Raw genomic sequence first — 22,315 nt, 5'->3', positions numbered from 1 at the left:
CGGCGGGTGCGGTCTCTGACCGCGCCGCACTCACCGTCTCGGAGGGCGGGGGTCGCCGACGCCTCGGATCGACGGTCGCGATCGGGCGATCCACTCATGGAGGTACGTTCCGGAACGAGGCTGATAACCGTTCCCCCGAGTTTCCCGATTCCGATATTTTCGACCCGAGCGCCGCCGTCCGTCGCCTTCACCCTCGGCGGCGCGCGGTCGAACGGCCGGTCCGACGGAAACGGCCGGTCCGACGGAAACGGTCGACTCGCCCTACCGGTCGATACCGGCCGCGCCGCCGACGACGTCGGCGACGTCCTCGGGGGTTATCACGGCGAGGTCGCCGTCGACGGTGCGCTTCAGGGCGGCGGCCGCCGCGGCCCACTCCAGCGCGTCGGCGACGCCCCCGCCGTCGAGCCGCCGCGCGAGGTACCCTGCGACGAACGCGTCGCCGGTGCCGATCGCGTCGAACGTCTCTGACTCGAAGACGCCCTGCTCGTACACCGACCCGTCCCGCAGGGCCACCGCGCCCTCCGTGCCCCGCGTGACGACGACGGCGTCGAGACCGAATTCGGAGGCGAGGCCGTGGGCGATCTCGACGGCGTCGCCCTCGCGGCCCAGCACCTCGCGGGCGTCGCGCCGCGGGACGAACAGCGTGTCGACGTGCGCGAACAGCTCCTCGTACGCCGCCCGCGCCGTCTCGGGGTCCCAGAGCTTCGCCCGGTAGTTCAGGTCGAACGAGCGCGTCGCCCCGGCCTCGCCGGCGGCCCGGAGCAGCGCGGTCGTCGTCTCCGCCGCCCGGTCGGAGAGCGCCGGCGTGATCCCGGTCGTGTGGAAGCGCTCGGCCACCTCCAGCGCGGCCGTCGGCAGCTCCCCGGGCTCGACGGTCGTGATCGCGGCGTCGGCGCGGTCGTAGATCACGCTCGTCCCGCGCGGCTCGCCGCCGTGTTCGAGGTAGTACGTCCCGACGCGGCTCGACTCGGGGTCGGCCCACGCGACGCCGGTCCGGACGCCGTGGCTCCGCAGCTCGCTCACGAGCCGCCGACCGAGCGGCGACTCCGGGAGCTTGGAGAGCCAGAGGGCGTCGGCGCCGAGCCGCGACGCGCCGACCGCGACGTTGCTCTCCGCGCCGCCCGCCTGCACGTCGAGGGACCGGGTCGTCTCCAGGCGCTCCCCGCGCGGCGGGGAGAGCCGGAGCATCGTCTCGCCGAACGTCACGAGGTCCGTCACGCCGACCACCTCGCGGGATCGGCCTCCGGAGGGAACGCGGTCGCCGCGGTCGCCGGGGTCGCTGCGATGTCCATACCGGTCCGTCGGCGGGACGGTACAAAAGGGCAGGCGATCGATTTCGCCCCGGCCCGGTCCCGGCCCCCCTCACCGGAGCGCCGACGCCAGCACCACCGCCCCGAACAGCAGCAGCGCGAGCGCCGCGACCGGCCGCGACCCGGCCGCGGCGCGGTAGACGCCGTAGACGACGCCGACCGAGAGCGCGCCCGCGAGGAGGGTCGCCCCCGCGTGGACGGCGACGTTCCGCCGGGTCCGGGCGCCGCGGCCGACCTGCTCGCCGACCGAGAGCCCGTGGTCCGCGACGTCCCAGGCGAGCGCGAGCGCGACCCCGCCGACCAGCAGCGCCTCGACGCCTCCGCCCCGATACCCCGCGACCGCGAGCCCGACGACTCCGATCCCGGCCGCCCACGAGAGGAGGCGGTGCGACCGCCGGAGCGACCCGGCGGCGAGGGCCACCGTCGCGCCCCCGAGGAGGACGCCCCCGAGCGGCGCGGCGAGGAGGGCCGCGAGGCTCGCGACCCCGGCCGCGACGAGGCTGAGGACGACGGCGAGCGCCGGGGGGCGGGCGTCGCGCTCGGGTCGGTCGACCGGGTCGGTCGACGCGTCGCCGACGGGCCCCTCTCCCCTCGCCTCGTCGCCGTCGGCGGGCGGCGCTTCGGAACTCACGGCGACCACCTGGCGGTCGCCCGCGCGACCGCGACGGGGAACGACTCCCCGTCCCACTCGACCGCGCGGATCCCCGCCGACCGGAGCTCCCGGAGCCGCTCGCGGCGCTCGAACGCGGCGAGCCGCTCGCCGGTCGTCCCGCTCGCGGTCACGTCGGGCGAGAGGACGGTGACGAGGTGGCCGTGCGCGTCGATCCGGCGCGCGAGCGACGCGGCCGAGTCGTCGACGAGCGGGGTGAAGAAGAGCACCTGCGCGTCGGCCGGGAGCCGCCGCCGGAACCGGCGGAGCCACCGCGACCGGTAGAAGCGGTCCCCGCTCGGCGTCGGCGCCACCGCGGGGTCGGTCGCGAGCGTCTCGCGCCCCTCGGCGGCGTGGGCCGTCCCGGCGCCCGGCGCGAGCCAGCAGTCTACGGGACCGAGCGCCGCGATCCCGACGCGGTCGCCGCCGTCGAGGAGCGCGCGGAACGCCTGCCCGGCGGCGCCGACGCCCGCCTCGACCGCGGTCCGCCCCTCGGGCTCGGCGGCGGCGTACGCCGACTCCCGCGCGTCGATCAGGAGGACGACGGTCGCGGCGCGCTCCTTGCGGAGCTCCACGGTCGCCAGCTCGCCCGTCCGCGCCCGGCGGTTCCAGTCGACGCGCTTGAGGGGGTCGCCGCGGCGGTACTCGCGGGTCGCGTGGAACTCCACGCCGGCCCCGCCGACGTCGGTCGGCATCCGCCCGTGGTACCGCGTCGTCAACCCCCGGAGGGGTAGGTCGCCGCCGGCGGCCAGCTCCGGGGTGCAGACGACCCGCGCGGGCTCGGCCGGGTCGATTTCGGTCGTCCGCTCGCGAGACCCCGAGGGGGTCCGCGTGACCGCCGTGAGCGCCTCCCACTCGTGCTCGCCCCGGCTCGCCCGCACGACGTACTCGAACGCGACCGACGCGCCCGGGCGGAGCGCGGTCGCGACCCGCGCCGGGCCGTCGACGACCGCCAGCCCCGGCGGGACCCCGTCGACGAGCCGGAGGTCGGCGAGCGGGGCGTCCCCCGCGTTGCGCGCCCGGACCGCGACCGTCACCTCGTCGCCCGGTTCGGGGGTTACGTCGCTCACCGTCCGGGTCACGTCGAGGGTCGCGGCCGGCGCCTCGCCGACGCCGGCGTAAAGGGCGTAGCCGACCCCCACCGCGCCGAGGAGTACGAGGCCGGGCCGCCGCGTCACGACCCCGACGCCGACCAGGGCGAGCGCCGCCCCGCGGACCCCGTCCCAGCGCCCCGTCTCGGCCTCGCGGAGGGCCCTGCGCTCGGTCGTCGCGGGTTCGTCGGTCGTCGAGACCCCTTCGGTCGTCGCGGACTCGTCAGTCGTCGCGGCCCCGTCGTCCTCACTCATCGCTCGCTCCGGACCCCCCGTCGTTCCCTCCCTCGCCGTCTCCTCTCTCGCCGTCCCCTTCCAGCCGGCCGATTGCGTCGACGGTCGCTCGGAGGCCGAACCCGTAGCGCGATGACCCGGAGACCACCGCCCGAAGCCGAACCCGGACCGGATATGCCGACCCCCGCGAGAGGAACGCGGCCGCGGTCGCGTCGTCGGTCCACTCGCCGTCCTCGACGAGGTCCGCGGCCGCCTCGGCCGGGACGTTCCGGTCGCGGGCGACCGCGGCGACCGCCAGCTCTCGGGTCCGGTCGCGGAGCTCTCGCCGCGCCCGGTGCCCGCGGAGCGCGGAGCCGGTCGCCCGCCCGACGCGCTCGTCGAGGGCGGCGCCGGGGACCGTCGCCGGCGCCCGGCGCTCCGGGTCTCCGGGGTCGGCCGCCCTGCGCTCTCGGTCGCGGCGGGCGTTCGCGTACCTGACGCCCTGGACCACGCCGAGCGCGCCGATCAGGGTGACGACGGTCGTCGAGGGGTCCAGCGCGCTCGCGACCCCGCGGTCGACGGCGGCGACGAAGCCGACGGCGACGGCCGCCACGCCGACGGCGACGAGGGGCCGCACGGCTACGCCGCACCCCCGTGGCGCTCCTCGATCCGGCGGAGGGCCTCGGCTGCCCGGCGCTCGCGCTCCGCGGTCGCGTTCTCGCCCCCGTACCGCACCCGCTCGAAGACGGCGGTGAGCTCCGCGACCGGCTCCTCGTCGACGCCGGCGTCGACGGCCGCGGCCGCGAACTCGGCGGGCGTCGCGGACGCGGGGCGGTCCACGTCGAGGGCCTCGGTCATGTCGCGCCACGCGCGGTACACCCCGTTGTCGGCGTCGGACCGGTCGATCCGGTCGGCCGCCGCCCCCGCGGCCCGCCCGACCTCGCGGAGGTCCGGGTCGCCGGGCCCATCGTCCTTGTCGCCCTCGGCCGCGCCCCCGCCGTCGGCCGGCTCGTCGTCGCCGGCGGCGCCGAGGAGGACGGCGACGCTCGCGACGAGGGCGGCGACCACGACGAGCGCGAAGAGGAACTCCGGCGCCGAGGCGGTCCCCCCGCCGCCGCCGCCGAGTCCGCTCCCGCCGAGCCCGCCGCCTTCGGGGAGGAATCCCCCCTCGCCGGCCGCGGCGCCGAGCGCGAATTCGACCTCCCCGTCGACCGGACGACAGGCCGAGAGCAGCCACCCCAGCGCGGCGGCCGGAACCCCCAGCGACCCGACGGCGGCGCTCGCGGCGAGCCCCGATCCGGTGTCCCGGTAGACGAACGCGGCGAGCCCGAGGAGGACCGCGGCGAACGCCAGCAGCGCCGGCGGCTCCCGGAGGAACTCGTAGCACGCGGGCGGGATCGAGAGACCGCCGCCGCTCGGAGACGGCGACGCGCCGAGGTCGGCGCTCTGTCCGTCTGGTCCGCCGGCGTCACCACCTCCGCCGAGCCCGCCGCCGCCGAGGCTCACGGCGGAGTCGAGGGTTGCCGCGGCGACGCCGAGCGCGACGACCGCGAGGAGGGCGAGGAGGACCGCAGCGAGGGTGTCCCGCTTCACGTCCGTGGATACGCCGTGTCGAACGAATAGCTTTCGACGGTGGCGGTCGCTCCGCTGTTTCGCTCCCGACGACGGGAGAGGTCACTCCGCCGTCTCACTCCCGTCGACGGCGTCGTCGAGGGGCGTCGTCGGGAACAGCGCGTCGACGTCGGGGTCCGGGTCGACGAGCCGATAGTCGGTCCCGTCGCGCTCGACGACCCCCGCGTCGGCGAGGTGGTCGAGGTGCGCGAACGCCTCGCCCGGCCCGTGGAGCACGTGGATGTCGACTAAGTCGCCGAACAGTTCGGCCGACACCTCCCACGCCGTCGCGGGGCCGCGGTCGGCGAGGACGGCGAGCACGCGCCGCGTCCGGTGGCGGTGGTGGTCGAGGATCGTCGCGGCCCGCCGACCCGGGTCGTCGATCCGCTCGCGGTGACCCGGGTGCGCGGCGTCGAAGTCGCGCTCGACGATCCGGGCGAGGCTCCGGGCGTACGCCGCGAGCGGCGCGTCGACGCGGACGTCGGCGCCCCCGACGTTCGGGGTGTACCGCGGGAGGAGGGCGTCGCCGGCGAACAGCTCCGCGGGAGGGGTCGCCCCTCTCTCGGCGTCTCGACCCGCCCGCCCCACCGGCTCGTGGTCCGGGACCTCGCGCGGGTCGAACGCGAAGCCGGTGAGCCCGGCGGTGTGGCCCGGCAGGTGGACGGCCTCCAGCGCGACGCCGCCGGCCTCGACGACGTCGCCGTCGGCGATCGTCGTCACCTCGGCGGGACGACCGCTGAGGTCGGCGCTCACCGCGTCGAAGAACTCGCGGAGGCGCTCCCGGTCCTCGTCGGGGAGCCCCCACCGCTCGAACGTCTCACGCTGGAGGTCGCCGTCGAGGAAGAGCGGCGTCTCCGTCCCGTCGACGAGGGGGGCGTCCGCCTCGTGGACGAACACGTCGGCGCCGCTCTCGGCCTGGATCTCGCCGGCCAACCCCGCGTGGTCGGGGTGCCAGTGCGTCAGGGCGACCGCGTCGACGTCGGCGAACTCGACGCCGTGCTCGGCGAGGCCCGCCGCGAGGTCGGCACGGACGTCCGGGAGCGCGACGCCGGTGTCGACCAGCGCGGTCGTCTCGCCGTCGAGCAGGTAGACGTCGTTCGCGCCCTCGAACACGGTGTTGCCGAGCTGGATCCGCTTCACACCCTCACGTCGTCGGGCTCGCATTTGAGGGTTGCCTCCGCGGCACTCGCGCTCGGTCGAGCACGTCGGCGGGCGCCGCCGCGGAGCGAGCGCCCGCTCAGTCGAGCACGTCGACGCCGGCGAACTCGAACCGCGCCCCGCCGGACTCGCTCTCGGCAATCCGCACGTCCCAGCCGTGAGCCGTCGCGACGGCCTCGACGATCTCCAGGCCGAAGCCGGTCCCCTCGTCGTTCGTGGTGTACCCGGACTCGAACACCGCCTCGCGGTCCGCCTCGGTGATCCCCGGGCCGTCGTCGGCGACGTAGAAGCCGCCGTCGAGGTCGCCGACCGTCACCGTGACGCCCTCGCCCGCGTGCTCTACGGCGTTCCGCACGAGGTTCTCGAACACCTGTCTGAGCCGGCTCCGGTCGGCGCGGACGGCGCGGTCGGTCTCGACCCGCAGCGTCGCGCCCGCGGTTTCGACGCCCTCCCAGCAGCTCTCGACGAGCTCGCGGAGCGGGACGCGCTCCGTCTCCTCGACCCCGTCGCCGTCGCGAGCGAGCGCGAGGAGGTCGTCGATGAGCGTCCCCATCCGGTCGTGGGCGTCGGCGACGGCGTCGAGGTGCTCGGAGTCGCACTCCTCGCGGGCGAGGTCGAGCCGCCCCCGCGCCGCGCTGAGCGGGTTCCGGAGGTCGTGCGAGACGATGCTGGCGAACTCCTCCAGCCGCTCGTTCTTGCGGCGGAGCGTCTCCTCACGGCGCTTCCGCTCGCTGACGTCTCGGATGACGCCGACGCGGTCGAGCGCGTCCGCGCCGTCCTCGACCGTTTCGTCCCCGTCTCCCTCGGCCGCTCCGCCGCCGCCCTCGCCGGCGAGTCGGTTGAACCGCATCTCCACCGGGAACCGCTCGCCGCCCGCCGTGAGGAACTCGTACTCGACCGCGCCCGCCTCGCGCCCGTCGGCCTCCGCCTCGCGGCGCGCGCGCTTCGCCTTCTCGACGGCCTCCTCGGTCACCCAGTCGTAGACGTCCGTGCCGATCAGCTCCTCGCGGCTCGCGCCCTTCATCTCCGCGTACCGGTCGTTGACGTACGCGATGGTCCCGTCGGGACGCACGGCGTAGACCGCGTCGTCGAGCGAGTCGAGGACCGTCTCGTACCGCCGTATCTCCCTGTCCCGGGGTGACTCGTCCGTCATGGCTCTTCTCGTCCGTGTGTTCCGGCCGTTCCGTGATAAATAGGTCGTCGGAGCCGTCCGTGCTCTCGACGCTCCCCCCGTTCGGCCTCGTCCCGGCCGGCCCGCCGGACAGGGTCGGCTCCGGAGCGAATCCGGTGCGTTTTCGTCGCCCCACCCCCACGAGAGGGCATGGAGTACCAACCGGGCGTCTGCAACATCGGACCGGCCCAACAGCGGCGGCGGCTCCTCCTCGGGATCGCCTCGCTCCTCCTCGCGGTCGGCCTCGTCGCCGCCGTCGTCGCGGTCGGCTGGCCGCGCTGGGCGCTGCTGCTCTCTGTCTTCCCGCTGTACGGCGCCGTGATGGGCTACCTCCAGTACCGCGAGCGGTTCTGCGTCGGCTTCGCCGGTATCGGCGTCTTCGACGTCGGCGACGGGACGAACCAAGTCCTCGACGAGGCGGCGCTGGCGGCCGACCGGAAGCGCGCGGTCCGGCTGAACGCGAAGTCGGTGGCCGTCGGCGTCGTCGGGGCGGTTGTGATTTACGGCGTCGCGGTCGTCGGGCTATAAATAGTCGCTGGCGTGGTGAACGCCTCCAAAGTCCTAATCACTCGCTTATAACTGTCCGTTGATGGATCGACGGAAAACGCCTCCAAAGCCCCAGGCGCTCGGTTATACATCGTTGCTGTCGGTGATGTAGAGAACAACCCCAAAGCCCCAGCCGCGAGGAGGGCGGAGGCTCGCTGCGCTCCTCACTCGGTCGCTCACTTCGTTCGCTCCTTCGTTGCGGTGTCGCCGGCGGCTTTGCCGCCGGCTGCCCGTGGCGCGTAGCGCCACGCTGCTTGCGTCGCCTGCGCCGTCCTCGCGCCTGCCCCTTTGAGTCCCACCCCGCACCGCCCCGCACGGCACCTCACGCCTCCCCAGCCTCGTCGCTCGCTCGGGGTTCCCTTCGGTCACCCGCTGCGCTCGCGACTCCCTCGCGCGTGCCCCTCGGCCGCGAGGCGGCCTCGGAGGCACGCGCCACCGCACAAAGCACCGCGAGCCGTGCCGTCCTCGAAGCCCAACTAGACCGCACGAACGTGCACATAGAAAAGCATTAGAACGGGCTCGGTAACCACGTAAGTGAATGAGTCTGTCCGAACCGGACCGCGAGCTCGTGGTCGCCGAGCTCGGTCGGGAGCCGACGACGGCCGAGGCCGCGCTGTTCGAGAACCTCTGGAGCGAGCACTGCGCGTACCGCTCCTCGCGGCCGCTGCTGTCGGCCTTCGAGAGCGAGGGCGATCAGGTCGTCGTCGGGCCGGGCGACGACGCGGCGGTCCTCGCGCTGCCCGAGCCGGACGCCGCCGATGTCCCCGCGTCGGAGCGCGACACCGACGACTACGGGGACCAGTACGTCACCTTCGGCGTCGAAAGCCACAACCACCCCTCCTTCGTCGACCCGTTCGACGGGGCGGCGACGGGGGTCGGCGGCATCGTCCGCGACACCATGTCGATGGGGGCGTACCCGATCGCCCTCCTCGACTCCTTATACTTCGGTGGCTTCGACCGCGAGCGCTCGCGGTACCTCTTCGAGGGCGTCGTCGAGGGGATCTCCCACTACGGCAACTGCATCGGCGTCCCCACGGTCGGCGGCAGCGTCGCCTTCCACGGCGGCTACGAGGGGAATCCCCTGGTCAACGTCGCCTGCGTCGGCCTCACGGACGCGGACCGGCTCGTGACAGCGACGGCGAAGGCACCCGGAAACAAGCTCGTCCTCGTCGGCAACGGCACCGGCCGGGACGGGCTCGGCGGCGCGTCGTTCGCCTCGGAGGACCTCGCGGAGGACGCCGAGACGGAGGACCGGCCCGCGGTGCAGGTCGGCGACCCCTACGCCGAGAAGCGGCTGATCGAGTGTAACGAGGCCCTGGTCGACGAGAACCTCGTGCTGTCGGCCCGCGACCTCGGCGCGGCGGGGCTCGGCGGCGCCTCCTCCGAGCTCGTCGCGAAGGGCGGGCTCGGCGCCCGCATCGACCTCGACGCGGTCCACCAGCGCGAGCCGAACATGAACGCGACCGAGATCCTGCTCGCCGAGAGCCAGGAGCGGATGTGTTACGAGGTCGCGCCCGAGGACGTCGAGCGCGTCGCGGCGCTCGCAGACCGGTTCGACCTCGGCTGCTCCGTCATTGGCGAGGTGACCGACGGGAACTACGTCTGCGAGTTCGCGGGCGACGCCGACGCCGAACCCGAGACCGTCGTCGACGTCGACGCCGAGTACCTCGCCGACGGCGCGCCGATGAACGACCTCCCGAGCGAGGCGCCGAGCCCGCCGGAACGCGACCTTCCCGATCCAGAACCCGCGCTCGGCGACGCAGTCGAGGCGGTCGTCTCGGCGCCGTCGACCGCGAGCAAGCGCTGGGTATACCGCCAGTACGACCACGAGGTCGGCGCTCGGACCGCCCTGAAGCCCGGCGACGACGCGGCGATCATGGCCATTCGGGAGGCGGCCGGCGGCGGCGAGGCGCCCGCCGAGGGGGACGACGCCGCGGCCGATGTCGCCGACTCGGACGGAGCGGGAGTCGGCCTCGCGCTCTCCTCGGGCGCGAACCCGAACTGGACCGAGACCGCCCCGTACGAGGGGGCCCGCGCCGTCGCCGTAGAGAACGCGACCAACCTCGCCGCGAAGGGCGCGGTCCCGCTCGCCGCGGTCGACTGCCTCAACGGCGGCAACCCTGAGAAGCCGGACGTGTACGGCGGCTTCAAGGGGATCGTCGACGGGCTCGCCGACGCGTGCGCCGCGCTCGGAGCGCCCGTCGTCGGCGGCAACGTCTCGCTGTACAACGACAGCGTCGAGGGGCCGATCCCCCCGACGCCGACGCTGGCGCTGATCGGGACGAAGCGCGGGTACGACGCGCCGCCGGCCGCGCTCGACGCCGACCGCGCCGGCGACTCCGAACTCCTCTTGATCGGCGCCAGCGGCGACGCGCTCGGCGGCTCCGAGTACCTCGCGCAGGCGGGCGGAAGCGATCGGTTCCCCGAGCTCCCGGACGCCGATGACATCGGCCTCTCCGACATCGCCGCGTCGCTCGCGGCGGTCGCGCGTCACGAGTCAACGCTCGCGACCCACGACGTGAGCGACGGCGGGCTCGCGGTCGCGCTCGCCGAGCTGGTGACCGACGCGGCCGGCGCCGACGTCACGCTCCCCGACCGCGTCGCGGCGTTCGACGAGACGCCCGGCCGCCTCGTCGTCCAGACGACGGACCCCGAGGCGGTCGCCGAGGCCGCCGGCGACCTCCCGGTGCTCAGGCTCGGCGACGTGACGACCGATGGCACGCTCTCGCTGTCCGTCGGCGACGAGTCGACCGCGCTCGACGCCGACGCGATCCGGGAGCTCCGCGGCGTGATCGAGCGCGAACTGGCCTGACGCGGCACCGCGAACCGCGTTCCCCTCGGTCCCGCCGCGCCGAACCGAGCGACACGCTTTTAGGCATTCCTAAAATACGTGGGAGCAATCACGGAACGCCGGTCGCTCCGGCGCCCGATTCACGATGGCTCAGACACAATCTGCCGGAACGAGGCGGTCGAGCGACACGGAGAGCGGGTCGCCTGCGGACCCGTCGCCCGACCCGGTGTTGTCGCTGTCGAACGTGACCAAGGAGTTCGGGCCCGAGACGGCCGTCGACGGCGTCTCGCTCGACGTCGAGCCGGGCGAGCTCCTCACCTTCCTCGGCCCCTCCGGCTGCGGGAAGACGACGACGCTCCGCACCATCGCCGGGCTGGAGGAGCCGACCGAGGGGGAGATTCGCCTCGGCGACGAGGTCGTCGCCGGCGGCGACGGCGCGCTCGTCCCGCCGGAGGGGCGCGACGTCGGCATCGTCTTCCAGAACTTCGCGCTGTTCCCGCACCTCACCGTCCGGGAGAACATCGCCTTCGGGCTCTCCGACGCCGGCGAGGCCGCGACCGCGGCGCGCGTCGACGAGCTGCTCGACCTGGTCGACATGCCCGAGCACGGCGGGAAGACGCCCGACCAGCTCTCCGGCGGGCAGAAGCAGCGCGTCGCGCTCGCCCGCTCGCTCGCCCCCGAACCGGCGGTGCTGCTGCTGGACGAGCCGTTCTCGAACCTCGACGTCCGGCTCCGCGTCGAGATGCGCGAGGAGGTGCGTCAGATTCTGAAGGAGGCCGGCGTCACCGCCGTCTCCGTCACTCACGACCAGGAGGAGGCGCTCTCCATCTCGGACCGTGTCGCCGTGATGAACGACGGGAAAATCGAGCAGGTGGGGCGCCCGGAGCAGGTCTTCGAGCGCCCCGAGTCGAAGTTCGTCGCCTCCTTCCTCGGACGGGCGTCGTTCCTCGAAGGCGAGCTCCGCGACGGGAAAGTCGAGACCGGGATCGGCCGGTTCGACGCCGTCACGCTGGAGGGGTACGACACGGTCTACGACGGGGCGCCCGTCGACGTGCTCGTGCGTCCGGACGACCTCCGGGCGACGCCCGCGAGCCCCGAGCTGGCGGACGGCGTCATCGTCTCCCGGCAGTACGTCGGCCCGTCGTTCGTCTACCGGGTCGAACTGGAGTCGGGCGGCGCCGTCCACTGCCTCCACAACCACGTCGAGGAGTTCGACCTCGACGAGCCGGTCACGCTGGAGCTCACCGCCGACCACCCGCTGGCCTGGTACCCGCGCTAGGCGCGTCGCTGGCGGCGGTTCGTCGTGTGTATTTTAAACTCGGGAGCGACCCGTGTCGCCGCTCAGAAGCTGAACAGGAAGGGAATGACGTACGCGATCAGCAGGCCGACGAGGGTGACGGCGGCGCCGATACCGACCTCGCGGCTGCCGAACGACTGCATGGGAGCGGTCACGCGCTCGTCCGGGTCGGGGTCGTGAGAGTGGTCGTCCATACCCATCCGTGGCGACCCGAGATATAAAAGCGCGTCTGACCGGCGCGACGGCCGCCGGAAGGCTTAATTGTCTGATACTTAATTCGTTTCCGTTGATGTCCCTCCCCGGTCGCGACCTTGACGACGTACTGATCGTCGGTCCGGCGTTCTCCGGTCGCCGACGGCTGTTCCACCGGCTGTTGGCGGCGCGACCGGGCAGGCCGGTCCTGGTGTCGACCCGGCAGCCCGCCTCCCGCGTGCGAGACGCTCACCGGCGGACCGTCGACGGCGACCCGGCGGAGCCGGTCGTGGTCGACTGCGTGGCGAACGCCGTCGGCCGAGCGGGCGACGGGGGCGAGGCGACGGGATACGCGCAGGATCCGGGGAACCTCACGTCCATCGGGACGACGTTCGTCGACCTGGCCGAGGATCGCGACGAGGACGGGCTCGCGGTCGGCGTGACGACCGTCTCGCCGCTGCTGATGTACGCGTCCGCCTCGGAGGTGTTCCAGTTCCTGTACGTCCTCGCCCAGCGGGCGACCGGGGAGGACTGGCCCGTGGCGGCGACGATCGACCCCGGCGCGCACAACGAGACGACGGTCGAGCAGTTCGTCCCGCTGTTCGACGGCGTGGTCGAGACGCGGCGCCGCGACGACGACACGCGAGAGTTTCGGGTGCAGCGACCGGAGCGGAGCGAGTGGCGGGAGATCGAAGTGGTCTGATATTGGAGCGCGGCGTCTGCGCGCGAGGTCAGCTCACGCGGTATCCAGCCCGGCAACCGAGTACCGATGGGTGTGAGGCCGTCCCGGGAACGAGAGCCGAGAGTACTCCGTGACGGTCCGGATGCCTCGGACTGCCGATGTCGAACCGCCCTCGTGACGCGCGAACTCGGGCGGCCATAATTGTGTCCAACTGACACATTAATTTCACTAATCCAATAATGTAAAACGGCCTGAGAGTGTCTGACGTGGGGGATCAACCCGTGATACCACTGCACGAAACCGGCCGCCTTCCCGGGATTCCCAGTTGTTGGCACCGGTAGTTTCATAAAACAGTAACATACTAATTGTCACTTAACGGCGACGGGGTTACCGATTACTGGCCGGCGGTGAGGGGACTGCCCGTCCGGATCGGTCGTCGTCGCCAGCGGAAACCACGTCCGACAATGAACGCGAACGACACGCGGTACGAGGCAGGGGTACGGCGTCCCGGACGGAACGGGAGTGATTACCAATGAGCGGGGAATCGACGCGAAAGCGAGTACAGGCGATGCTGTTCGCGGCGATCATGGTGGTGTCGATGGTCGCTGCTGGTGTTGGCGGGTTTGCGGGGAGCGCGGCGGGTCAAAGTGATACTGCTGATTTTATAGTTGACGATGATTTCAGTAGCCAAGAAGTAAATGAAACACAAAAAAGAACCATACAATCTGCGGTATCCAACGCATCATCAAACGATCTAATTGTAGTTCAAGATGGTGAGTATGACCGGTTTAGCAGAACTCAAATTGACGGATTGACGATAACTGCTGCTCCAAACACGGATCCGACGATTACTGTTCAGGAAGACGACATCCCGGACAATGGAAGAATTCTCGATATTGGTGGATCTAACGTTGAATTCTCGGATATCGATATCGAAGGTCCGGGACGCGGCACCGGTACCGGCATTCATCTCGGAATCACAGATGGGTCAAACAATATTACTGTTTCTGATGTCGAAATTCGAGATGTTTTGACCGGAATTCAAACGAGCACTACTACTAGTGCTACTATTCAGGGTAACGACATCTCTGGAGCTGTCGTTGGTATTAGTCTTCAGGCAGATGGAGCGACCATTTCGGGGAACACCATTGAGGATCTCGCTGATGCAGGTGGGTTCTCAGCAGAAGGTGTTGGCGTTCTCGGGACAAATCATGTCTTCGAAGCAAATACGTATCAAACGGGGGAAGGGATCACTGATATCCGGATCTACAACGACGGCATCCCGACGATCAACAATGATGACTCCGGCGAGGAGGTCTCCGTTGCTAACACAATTCTTGAAAGTACTGGTGCGTCGTCGGTTCAATTTGTTGGTGAAAGCGGGATATATGACGGCTCAATTACTATCGGAGATACGGCATACTCAACGATCCAAGATGCTGAGAATGCCTCCAGCAACGGTGACACGATTACTATTGAAGAAGGAACCTATGGCCAGTTCGATGTGGATGTCTCAAACCTCACCGTAACTGCTACTGGTGACACGAATAATACGACGATTCAACTGACTGATCAGCGGATCAACATTGACAGCTCTAACGTTACGATTCATGGACTCTCTTTCGTGTTCAAGGGACAGGCGATATATGATCGTGGTAATAATAATAGTTACATTAATAATTACTTCACGCTTGCAGAAGGAACCGAAAGCAATGGTTACGCTATCCGGCTTGAGGGTCTGACGAGCGGAAATGAAGTCCGAAATAATGATTTTGTCGGTGTCAATACCAGTACACAAGATGAGTACGGTAACGGTGTCGTCGTCTCTGGTCCCGCCGACCACGAGATCGTCAATAACGACTTTATTAATAACTCAATTGGTGTTAATATCGGCGCTGCACAGTCTGCTCAGAGCTTGAAAATAACTGATAACGACTTTGTCGGACAGACTGACTTTGCCATCGCATTCAATCACGATGGGTCTGAAAATCCAAGTTTCAATGTTACCAGTAACGATATTCGATCGAACAATCTTGGAATTCTTGTTCTGAGTGGTGGAAATATTAGCGTCTCCCAGAATAACATCGTTGACAACGGACAAGCGCTTTTGATCAGCTCCGAGGCCGCTGATGTTGATGCTGCCGAAAACTGGTGGGGAACTACTTCTGGTCCTGCTGAGGGCGATATCACAGGTGATGTCACAGTAGATCCGTGGTTAGACGGACCCGCTGATGAGGAAAGTAGTGGAATAGCTGTCGCGGCTACCGTTGGCGACGAGGAATTCTCCAATCTTGAGTCTGCGGCTGAGGCGGCTGAGCAGAATGAAACTATCGATGTGACGGCTGGCGAGTACAACGCGGACCTCACCATTGACACGCCAAATGTCACGGTTCAAGGAACTGGTGACGATACGATTATCAACGGATCTATCGCGCTGAGTGCACCGGGGACCTCACTTGTGGACCTTCAGCTCAACACTACCGTTGAGAGCGATGTCTTCCCCAACCCAGCAAGTGCGAATAACGCGATCAATATCGGTGAGAGTGCAGACGGTGCGTCGGTCGAGGATGTCACTGTCAACGTCGAAGCGAACCTGACTGATGTTGCTGCCGGCGTATTCCCAGAACCGATTGGTGTCGAGATCGCTAGTGCCGATAACGTCACTGTGTCCGGTAGCACGATCAATGTCAGCGTTATCGACAGTAACGAGCAGGCTGGCGCTGTCGGTGTAAGCGTTAGCGAGGGTGGTTCTGCCGGAGTCGTTGAGAATGACATCTCTGCCGTCAGCGATGGGTATAGCTTCGCGGCTGTTGCACGTGATGATGGGACCGCAGCTGATGTCGGATTCAATGAACTGAGCGCGACTGGCAAGGCGGAAGCTTACAACGGTGTTGGATTCGGAGTTGAAGGAGCTCCCGCTGACAGTCAAACAGTTCGGTATAATGATTTCGTTAACGTAGATTCGATCGAACATAAGTCGGGTTCCGGAACCCTCGATTTACGACAGAATTACTGGGAAGATATCGGTGGTGTCGAATTCCTAACAGATGGGTTCGTTAGTCCCTCACAGAATGGTGGCAGCATCATCTATGATCCAGTCTTGACGACATCCTTCGAGAATATTGAGGCCGAATCGCCTGAAGGAATCCGCCAGTACGGCTCTGTCCTCGATCTCCAGAGCGACGGATCCACTTCGCTTGCAATCGGATTCACCGCACCCTCGAACGAATCGATCAGCGGACTCCTGAGTGATGTCGAGTTCGACAACGGCGCTCAGGCGTACCGCTACGACATCGACTCCGGCTTCGAACCGGTCGATGGCGATTTCACCCCTGATGCGGGCCAAGTCGTCGTCATCGCGACTGACAGCGTCATCGACGAGGAAATCGTTGTTCCGGTCGATGTCGCGGAAACGGATACCGATTCGGAGACCGAAGTCGACCTCAACGGTGGTTGGAACCTCGTCCCGACCGGCGCGACAAACGATATCGATAGCCTGACCGTTAGAGAAGGTGCGATCCTTGAGGCTGACCAGCTCCAGGCGCAGCCCACCCAACCCGGTGTACCTCGCGCCGAATACGGTGCATACGAGGCCACGTGGGTTTTCGTCGAGCGCGACTTCAACGGTGCCGATGTCGGGCTCCTGACCGGATACGAAACGGGGCAGACTGCCAGTGAGTACGTTGAAGAAGTTCTGGCAGTTGAGAACTCGGGCGACCCTCACCAAGAGTTCCAGATCACCGACGAAGAGGAGAAACTCGAGTAGACCGATGGACCGGAACCGTATCGCAGCGGTGCTCGCCGCGGTCCTGATGGTCACCTCTATGGTGGCCGTTCCGGGGTCTGTGGCTGCCCAGTCGGACTCGGATCCGGAGCCGGTGCCTGCGGCCTACTACGGCAACGTCACCGTCGACGGTGACCCGGCACCCGCTGGAACGACCGTCTCGGCCGTCGTCAACGGGACGGTCGTCGACACCCTCACGGTTACCGATGCCGGGGAATACGGTTCACCCGGCCTTTCGGACGAGAACCTCGTCGTTACCGCCGACAACGCGACGAGCGGGACACCGATCGAGTTCCGCGTGAACGGGACGGCCGTCACCCGGACTGAGCCCGCCACGGTTGAGTGGCAACCCGAAGATGTCCGGCGCGTCGACCTCGCGCTCAACGCCGACGGCCTGTTCGAGACGGAGATCGTCGATGTCGACAACACTGTCGTCGCCGGCGGAACGATCAGCCTCGAAGCGAACGTCACGAACGTCGCCGAGGCCACCGACACGCAGACGGTCAACGTCACGCTCGACGGCGAGACCGTCGACCAGCGCGAGCTGGAGATCGGTCCGAACGAGTCGACGACGTTCACCGACGTCTTGAGCACCGACGCGGACAACCTCGGCGAGGTCAGCGCCGGCGTCGAGTCGATCGACGACAGCGCGTCGGAGACCGTCACGGTCGACGCGCCCGCGTCGTTCAATATTACCGACCTACAGACGAGTAACGTCCGGAGCGCGGGCGAGTCCTTCAACGTGACCGTCGATGTCGAGAACGACGGTGACCGCGAGGACACGCAGAACGTCACCGTCACCTACGACGGTGAGGTCGTCTACGATCGAGCGGAGACGCTCGCGGGTGGCGATAGCGAGACGATCAACGTCGAAGTCGACACCGAACCCGGCGAGGCCGGTACGCGTACCGTCGTCGCAGAGACCGACGACGACCGCGCGGTCGCGTCCGTCGACCTCGACTCGCCCGCTTTCTTCGCGGTCGACGTGATCGAGTTCGACTCCGAGACGGAGGCCGTGCCCGGACAGAACATCACGGTCGCTGCCGAGATCACTAACACCGGCGAGGAGGACGGAACGCAGTCGGTCACTATCTCGGCGAACGGAACCGACGAGCAGACCATCGATGCGGTGGACGTTGACGCCGGCGAGACCCGGTTCATCGAGCGAGAACTCGACACCTCGACGTTCGGAACCGGCCCCCTGACGATCGGCGTCGATACCGGTGATACCAGCGATCAGTTCGTCGTCGATTTAAAAGAAGGGACCGCTCCGACGTTCGAGGTCGACATCACCGACGCTCCCGGTAGCGTCGACGAGCCCGTCGACAACGTGAACATCACCGTTGATGTCAACGTGGAGAACGTCGGTCAACAGAACGGAACGCAGGACATCGACTTCCGCGTCGACGGCGAGACCCGAGCGACCGAAAATGGAGTCTCTCTCGATCGGAGCAGCGACACCGATCTCAACGTAGAGGTACCGATCAGACGTGGCGACGCTCCGTCCGTCGACGTGACGGTCGCGAGCGAGAACGGGACGGCCACCGAGAGCGTCGAAGTGGACGCGCTCCCGCGGTTCGCGGTCACTGATGTCAACGCCCCCGGCCGCGTCAACGACACCGACGAGTTCGAACCGAACGTGACGATCGAGAACGTCGGCGGACAGCCCGCGAACGCGTCCGTCGGGGTGTTCTTCAACGCGACCTCGATCGGCACCGTCGGAACCGACGACTCCGTGTCGCCCGGTGAGAGCGTGACCCTTGACAACGTCGTCACGCTCAACGCCAGCGACGTCGGCGTCGAAGACGGGAACGCGACGCAGGTGGAGGCGAACGTGACGAACGCCGAGACCGACGAAGTCGACGACTTCAGCACGGCGCGCGTGTTCGTCTCCGAGAACGAGCCGGCGAACTTCGTCGTGAACTCGCTCGGCCTCGCTGGCGACGTTAAGGGGGATGAGGTCGTTGCCGGTGAATCGGTCGAGATCGACGCGGAAATCCAAAACATCGGCGGGGAAACCGGGAACCAAACCGTCGTCCTCGCCTTCGGCGGGCAGACGATCGCGGCCGAGACGATCACGTTGAACGGCGGCGGCGACACCGAGATTGTCGAGGCGACGTACGACACCCGTTCCAGCGACATCGGTGACGGGATCGACGTGACCGCGAACACGGACAACGACGACAACACGGCCGAACTCGACGTCCTCGAACCCGCTGCGTTCGACGCCGAGATCGTCGCCGTCGACGATCGGGTCATCGCCGGCGAGGAGCTCGGCGTCGACGTTCGCGTCACCAACACGGGTGAGGCGAACGGGACGGCGGACCTCTCGGTCTTCCTGAACGGGAACCAGACGTCCCGCTCCGTCGAGCTCGACGCCGAGAACAGCACGGTCGAATCCGTGACGTTCGAGCCGACGACGGATCAGGTCGGCGAGCGCGATGTCGCCGCCGCGACGACGGACGCGCTCGACACGGCCACGGTGTCCGTCGGGGCTCCAGGGGAACTCGCCGTGTCGTTCGCTTCTGTCTCGAACGAGATCACGAGCGAGGAATCGTTCGACGCGACGGTCCTCGTCGAGAACGTCGGCGACGGCGAGACGACGCAGACGATCGCGCTCGACGCCAGCGGGCTCGACGCCTCCGCCGAGGTGACGGTGCCCGGCGGCGAGACCCGCCGCGTCGAACTCTCAGACGCCACCGTGCCCGACGCCGGGACGACCGTCGACGTGCGAGCGCAGAGCGCGGACGACGCGACGGCCACGCAAACCGTCTCGATCATCGAACCGCCCGAGGAGGCGACGTTCGCCCTCTCGGCCATCGAGACCGATCCGGCTGACGGCGAGGTCCTCGAACCGCCGACGGGCGAGAACACGACCGTGACGGTCAATACGACCGTCGAGAACGTCGGCGATCAGAGCGACACTCAATCGATCGAACTGGTGGTCGACGACAACGTCGAGAACAACACCGACGACATCGAACTCGACGGCGGCGAGACCCGAGATGTCTCACTCAACCTCACGGTCGACGACGAGACGCCGGTCGGTGACCTCGACGTGGAACTGCGAAGCGAGAACCGAACGGTGACCGACGCCGTCACCGTAACCGAGGCCGCTCCGGCTGAACTCGCGATCGTCGACGTCGCTGACGCGGAGCCCGTCAGTGCCGGCGATACGCTGACGGCCAACGTCACCGTCGAGAACGTCGGCGACCGCGACCTCGAAAACGGAACGGTCGCGCTCGACATGGTCGAGACATCGGCTTCGACCGAGTCCGAAGTCGACGTGAACGCTAGCGAGACGAAGGGGGTCGAGGTCGGCGTCACGGTTCCGGACGAACCCCGCGCCGGTGCGTTCGATCGGCGGTTCGAGGTCTCGGTCGCGCCCGGCGGCACCGACGCTACGCAGACGTTCACCGAAACGGTCGATTACGGGAGCGTTCGAAGCGGCGTTGCGGAGGCCGACTCCGGCGATGTCGTCCGCATTGCTCCGGAGACGTACGAAGAGTCGGACACCGTCGTCGTCGATACCCAAAACGTTACGCTCCGCGGCGTCGGCGACACGCGGCCGACTATCGCGCCCCAGAGCGACGAGACGGCGGTCCGAGTGTCGGCCGACGAGGCCGCGCTCGAACGGCTCGTCCTCTCCGGTAACGGCAACGAGACCGCCGTCGTCGCCGGCGGGACGACCACAGTCGAGTCGGTCGAAGTTGACGGCTGGACGACGGGCGTCGAATCGACGGTCGGTTCGCTGACCGTCTCCAGTGCGCTCGTCGAGAACGTCGACGACGGGATCGTGTTGGACAGCGACGACTCGTCCGAAATCGCCTTGACGACCGTCCGCGCGAGCGATACGGGCGTACTAGCTCAGGCACCGGACGCTTTATTACGCGACTCCACGATCGCCGGTGCACAGACCGGCGTCGATGTCGTCGGCGTCACTAGCGAGCCGCTCGAAGTCCGCCGCACGACGATCCGCGAAAGCACGCTCGGGTTCCGCGCACTCAACGTGCCGGAAGACGACCTGACGGTCACGGTCAACAACAGCAACCTCGAGTCCAACGAGCTATCAGTCCTCGCCGACAACTCGGCCGTCGACGCGACGGACAACTGGTGGGGACAGGCGGGCGGCGCCGAGCCCGGCGACACGCTCGCCCGGAGTACCGTTCAGAGGGGCGATCCGCTCAACAGTCGGACCGACTCGCAGTTCGAGGTCTCGATCGGAACGCCGAGCGACCTCACAAACGACAGCCTCGTTCGCGGCGAGTCGTACGACGTGCCGGTGACGATCGACAACACTGACGTTAAGGGCGACACGCAGGAGATCGACCTCGACGTTACGGGCGGACCGGCTCCGTCAACGCAGGACGCTAACGTTGCCGGCGGGAGCAGTCAGTCGCTCGAATTCACACTTGACGTGAATCGGCAGTTCGACGACTCGATCGATCTGACTGCATCGTCGCTCGATGACAGTAGCGGAACCGAGACCGTCGACGTGATCTCCTTCGAGGGGATCGAGGTGTCGGATACCGCCCTGACGATCGATGAATCGGCTACCACGCAGATCTCAGTCGACGAGACGTTCAGCGACGGAACGGCGGTCGATGTCACCGAACAGACAGACTTCGAATCGAACGACCCGGGGGTCGCCACCGTCGCTTCCGACGGAACGATTACGGGTTCGTCGCCGGGAACGGCCGAAATCACGGCCACATACGAGCGTGACGGCACGGCCGTCACTGACACCGCAACTGTGACCGTCGAAGCCGTCGAAGAGCCCGAGCCTCCAGAGGAAGGCCCGGAGGACCCGGAAGACGATGATCCTGTGGATGACGACCCCGTCGACCCCGGCGGTGGTGGCGGCGGGGGCGGCGGCTTCGTCGACGACCAACAGCCGGGGTCGCTCGAACTCGACGCGACGGCGACCGAGACGGTGACGCCGTCGCTCGACCTCGAAACGGATCAGCGCGTCGCCACGACGGAGTCGGTCGAGAACGTCGAGTCGATCGCCTTCGACACGACGGACCAGATCGGCGAGGTCACCGTTACCGACGTCGATCCGGAGACCACCGATGTCGATCCGCCGGGAGGAACGGTCACGCTCCAAGAGATCGCCGTGCCCGACGACGCGACCGATCAGTCGGCGACGATCCGCTTCCGCGTCTCGGCCGAGCGCCTCGACGCGGTCGGTGCGCCGGCCGAGGATCTCTCGGCCGTCCGCCTGACCGACGACGGCTGGGAGACGCTGGAGACGAGCGTCGCCGAGGAGACCGACGAGGCGGTCACGCTCGAAGCGCAGACGCCGGGCTTCTCGGTGTTCGCGGTGAACGCCGTGGGCCAGCCCGACGCGACCGCCGCGGTCGATCCCGGCACCGCGACCGCCGGCGAGTCGGTGACGCTGGACGGCAGCGGGTCGACCACGGAGTACGGCGAGATCGCTTCTTACGAGTGGTCTGTCGCCGATCAGACGCTCACCGGCGAGACGGCGAGCGCGACGCTCGACGAGGCCGGCGAGTACGCGGTCGAGTTGACGGTGACGAACGACGCGGGCGAGACCGACACCGCGACCGCGACGCTCACCGTCGAAGCCGCGGACGACGCGACCGCGGACGGTGCGGACGGTGCCGACGGGGCCGACGACGCCCCCGACGAGGAGCCGGCCGGTCTCGGAGTCACCGTGGTCGTCCTGCTCGTCGCGGTCGCGATACTCGCGGCCGCGGCCGTGGTCTTAGCCCGCCGAGAGGAGTAACCCCTCTCGGCCGCCCATCGTTCGGCCCGGCCGGACACCTCTGTTCGCCCGCGCGGGAAGCGATAACAACC

At 68.4% G+C, this 22,315-nt stretch carries 14 protein-coding genes; 6 read left to right on the top strand and 8 right to left on the bottom strand.

Translation table 11 applies throughout. The features are described from left to right. Positions 1 to 261 precede the first annotated feature (261 nt). The 7 genes from kdgK1 to SD626R_RS15635 form a co-directional block, all read right to left on the bottom strand. On the bottom strand, positions 262 to 1,227 hold the full coding sequence (kdgK1, locus tag SD626R_RS15665) for a bifunctional 2-dehydro-3-deoxygluconokinase/2-dehydro-3-deoxygalactonokinase (RefSeq protein WP_176697343.1): 966 nt from the start codon (positions 1,225 to 1,227) through the stop codon (positions 262 to 264). Positions 1,228 to 1,362: 135 nt separating this feature from the next. Next, the gene (locus SD626R_RS15660) at positions 1,363 to 1,998 is read right to left on the bottom strand and encodes a DUF7519 family protein (protein ID WP_092567243.1); all 636 of its coding nucleotides are present in this window, start codon (positions 1,996 to 1,998) and stop codon (positions 1,363 to 1,365) included. Beyond that, positions 1,938 to 3,305 (bottom strand): DUF58 domain-containing protein, encoded by a 1,368-nt coding sequence (locus SD626R_RS15655; protein ID WP_092567242.1) that lies wholly within the window; start codon positions 3,303 to 3,305, stop codon positions 1,938 to 1,940. Before SD626R_RS15655 ends, SD626R_RS15660 begins: the two co-directional genes overlap by 61 nt. Next, positions 3,298 to 3,900 (bottom strand): DUF7269 family protein, encoded by a 603-nt coding sequence (locus tag SD626R_RS15650; protein WP_092567241.1) that lies wholly within the window; start codon positions 3,898 to 3,900, stop codon positions 3,298 to 3,300. The genes SD626R_RS15655 and SD626R_RS15650 overlap by 8 nt, the downstream gene beginning before the upstream one ends. 2 nt (positions 3,901 to 3,902) lie before the next feature. Further along, positions 3,903 to 4,856 carry a DUF4129 domain-containing protein gene (locus tag SD626R_RS15645; protein WP_092567240.1) on the bottom strand — a complete coding sequence of 318 codons (954 nt, stop codon included), beginning with the start codon at positions 4,854 to 4,856 and terminating at the stop codon, positions 3,903 to 3,905. 81 nt (positions 4,857 to 4,937) lie between these two features. Then, positions 4,938 to 6,014: an MBL fold metallo-hydrolase gene (locus SD626R_RS15640; protein WP_092567239.1), complete on the bottom strand. Its 1,077-nt coding sequence runs from the start codon at positions 6,012 to 6,014 to the stop codon at positions 4,938 to 4,940. 97 nt (positions 6,015 to 6,111) lie between these two features. Beyond that, positions 6,112 to 7,185, bottom strand: coding sequence for a two-component system sensor histidine kinase NtrB (locus SD626R_RS15635; RefSeq protein WP_092567238.1), 1,074 nt, complete (start codon positions 7,183 to 7,185; stop codon positions 6,112 to 6,114). Between the two features lie 168 nt (positions 7,186 to 7,353). Between SD626R_RS15635 and SD626R_RS15630 the strand changes: the two genes are divergently transcribed. From SD626R_RS15630 to SD626R_RS15620, 3 genes are all read left to right on the top strand, one after another. Continuing rightward, positions 7,354 to 7,731, top strand: a complete 378-nt coding sequence (locus tag SD626R_RS15630; RefSeq protein ID WP_092567237.1) for a hypothetical protein — start codon at positions 7,354 to 7,356, stop codon at positions 7,729 to 7,731. A 556-nt stretch (positions 7,732 to 8,287) separates the two neighbouring features. Beyond that, complete coding sequence (gene purL / locus SD626R_RS15625) at positions 8,288 to 10,561, top strand: phosphoribosylformylglycinamidine synthase subunit PurL (protein WP_092567236.1); 2,274 nt, start codon at positions 8,288 to 8,290, stop codon at positions 10,559 to 10,561. A 124-nt stretch (positions 10,562 to 10,685) separates the two neighbouring features. After that, on the top strand, positions 10,686 to 11,819 hold the full coding sequence (locus SD626R_RS15620; protein ID WP_092567235.1) for an ABC transporter ATP-binding protein: 1,134 nt from the start codon (positions 10,686 to 10,688) through the stop codon (positions 11,817 to 11,819). Between the two features lie 62 nt (positions 11,820 to 11,881). Here SD626R_RS15620 and SD626R_RS16965 read toward each other — a convergent pair whose 3' ends face one another. Continuing rightward, entirely contained in the window at positions 11,882 to 12,031 is a 150-nt protein-coding gene (locus SD626R_RS16965) for a DUF7550 family protein (RefSeq protein WP_176697342.1), read from the bottom strand. A gap of 95 nt (positions 12,032 to 12,126) precedes the next feature. On the opposite strand from SD626R_RS16965, the gene SD626R_RS15615 reads away from it, so the two are divergent. From SD626R_RS15615 to SD626R_RS15600, 3 genes are all read left to right on the top strand, one after another. Further along, the gene (locus tag SD626R_RS15615; RefSeq protein WP_092567234.1) at positions 12,127 to 12,732 is read left to right on the top strand and encodes a DUF7504 family protein; all 606 of its coding nucleotides are present in this window, start codon (positions 12,127 to 12,129) and stop codon (positions 12,730 to 12,732) included. A gap of 511 nt (positions 12,733 to 13,243) precedes the next feature. Next, positions 13,244 to 16,477: a polysaccharide lyase domain-containing protein gene (locus tag SD626R_RS16620; protein WP_137782638.1), complete on the top strand. Its 3,234-nt coding sequence runs from the start codon at positions 13,244 to 13,246 to the stop codon at positions 16,475 to 16,477. 4 nt (positions 16,478 to 16,481) lie between these two features. Then, positions 16,482 to 22,244: a PGF-pre-PGF domain-containing protein gene (locus SD626R_RS15600; RefSeq protein ID WP_092567231.1), complete on the top strand. Its 5,763-nt coding sequence runs from the start codon at positions 16,482 to 16,484 to the stop codon at positions 22,242 to 22,244. Positions 22,245 to 22,315 lie beyond the last annotated feature (71 nt).

The sequence above is a fragment of the Halorubrum sp. SD626R genome (genome assembly GCF_001261915.1).
In the GTDB taxonomy this organism is placed as follows: domain Archaea; phylum Halobacteriota; class Halobacteria; order Halobacteriales; family Haloferacaceae; genus Halorubrum.
This window is presented reverse-complemented; position numbering and strand designations above follow the sequence as displayed.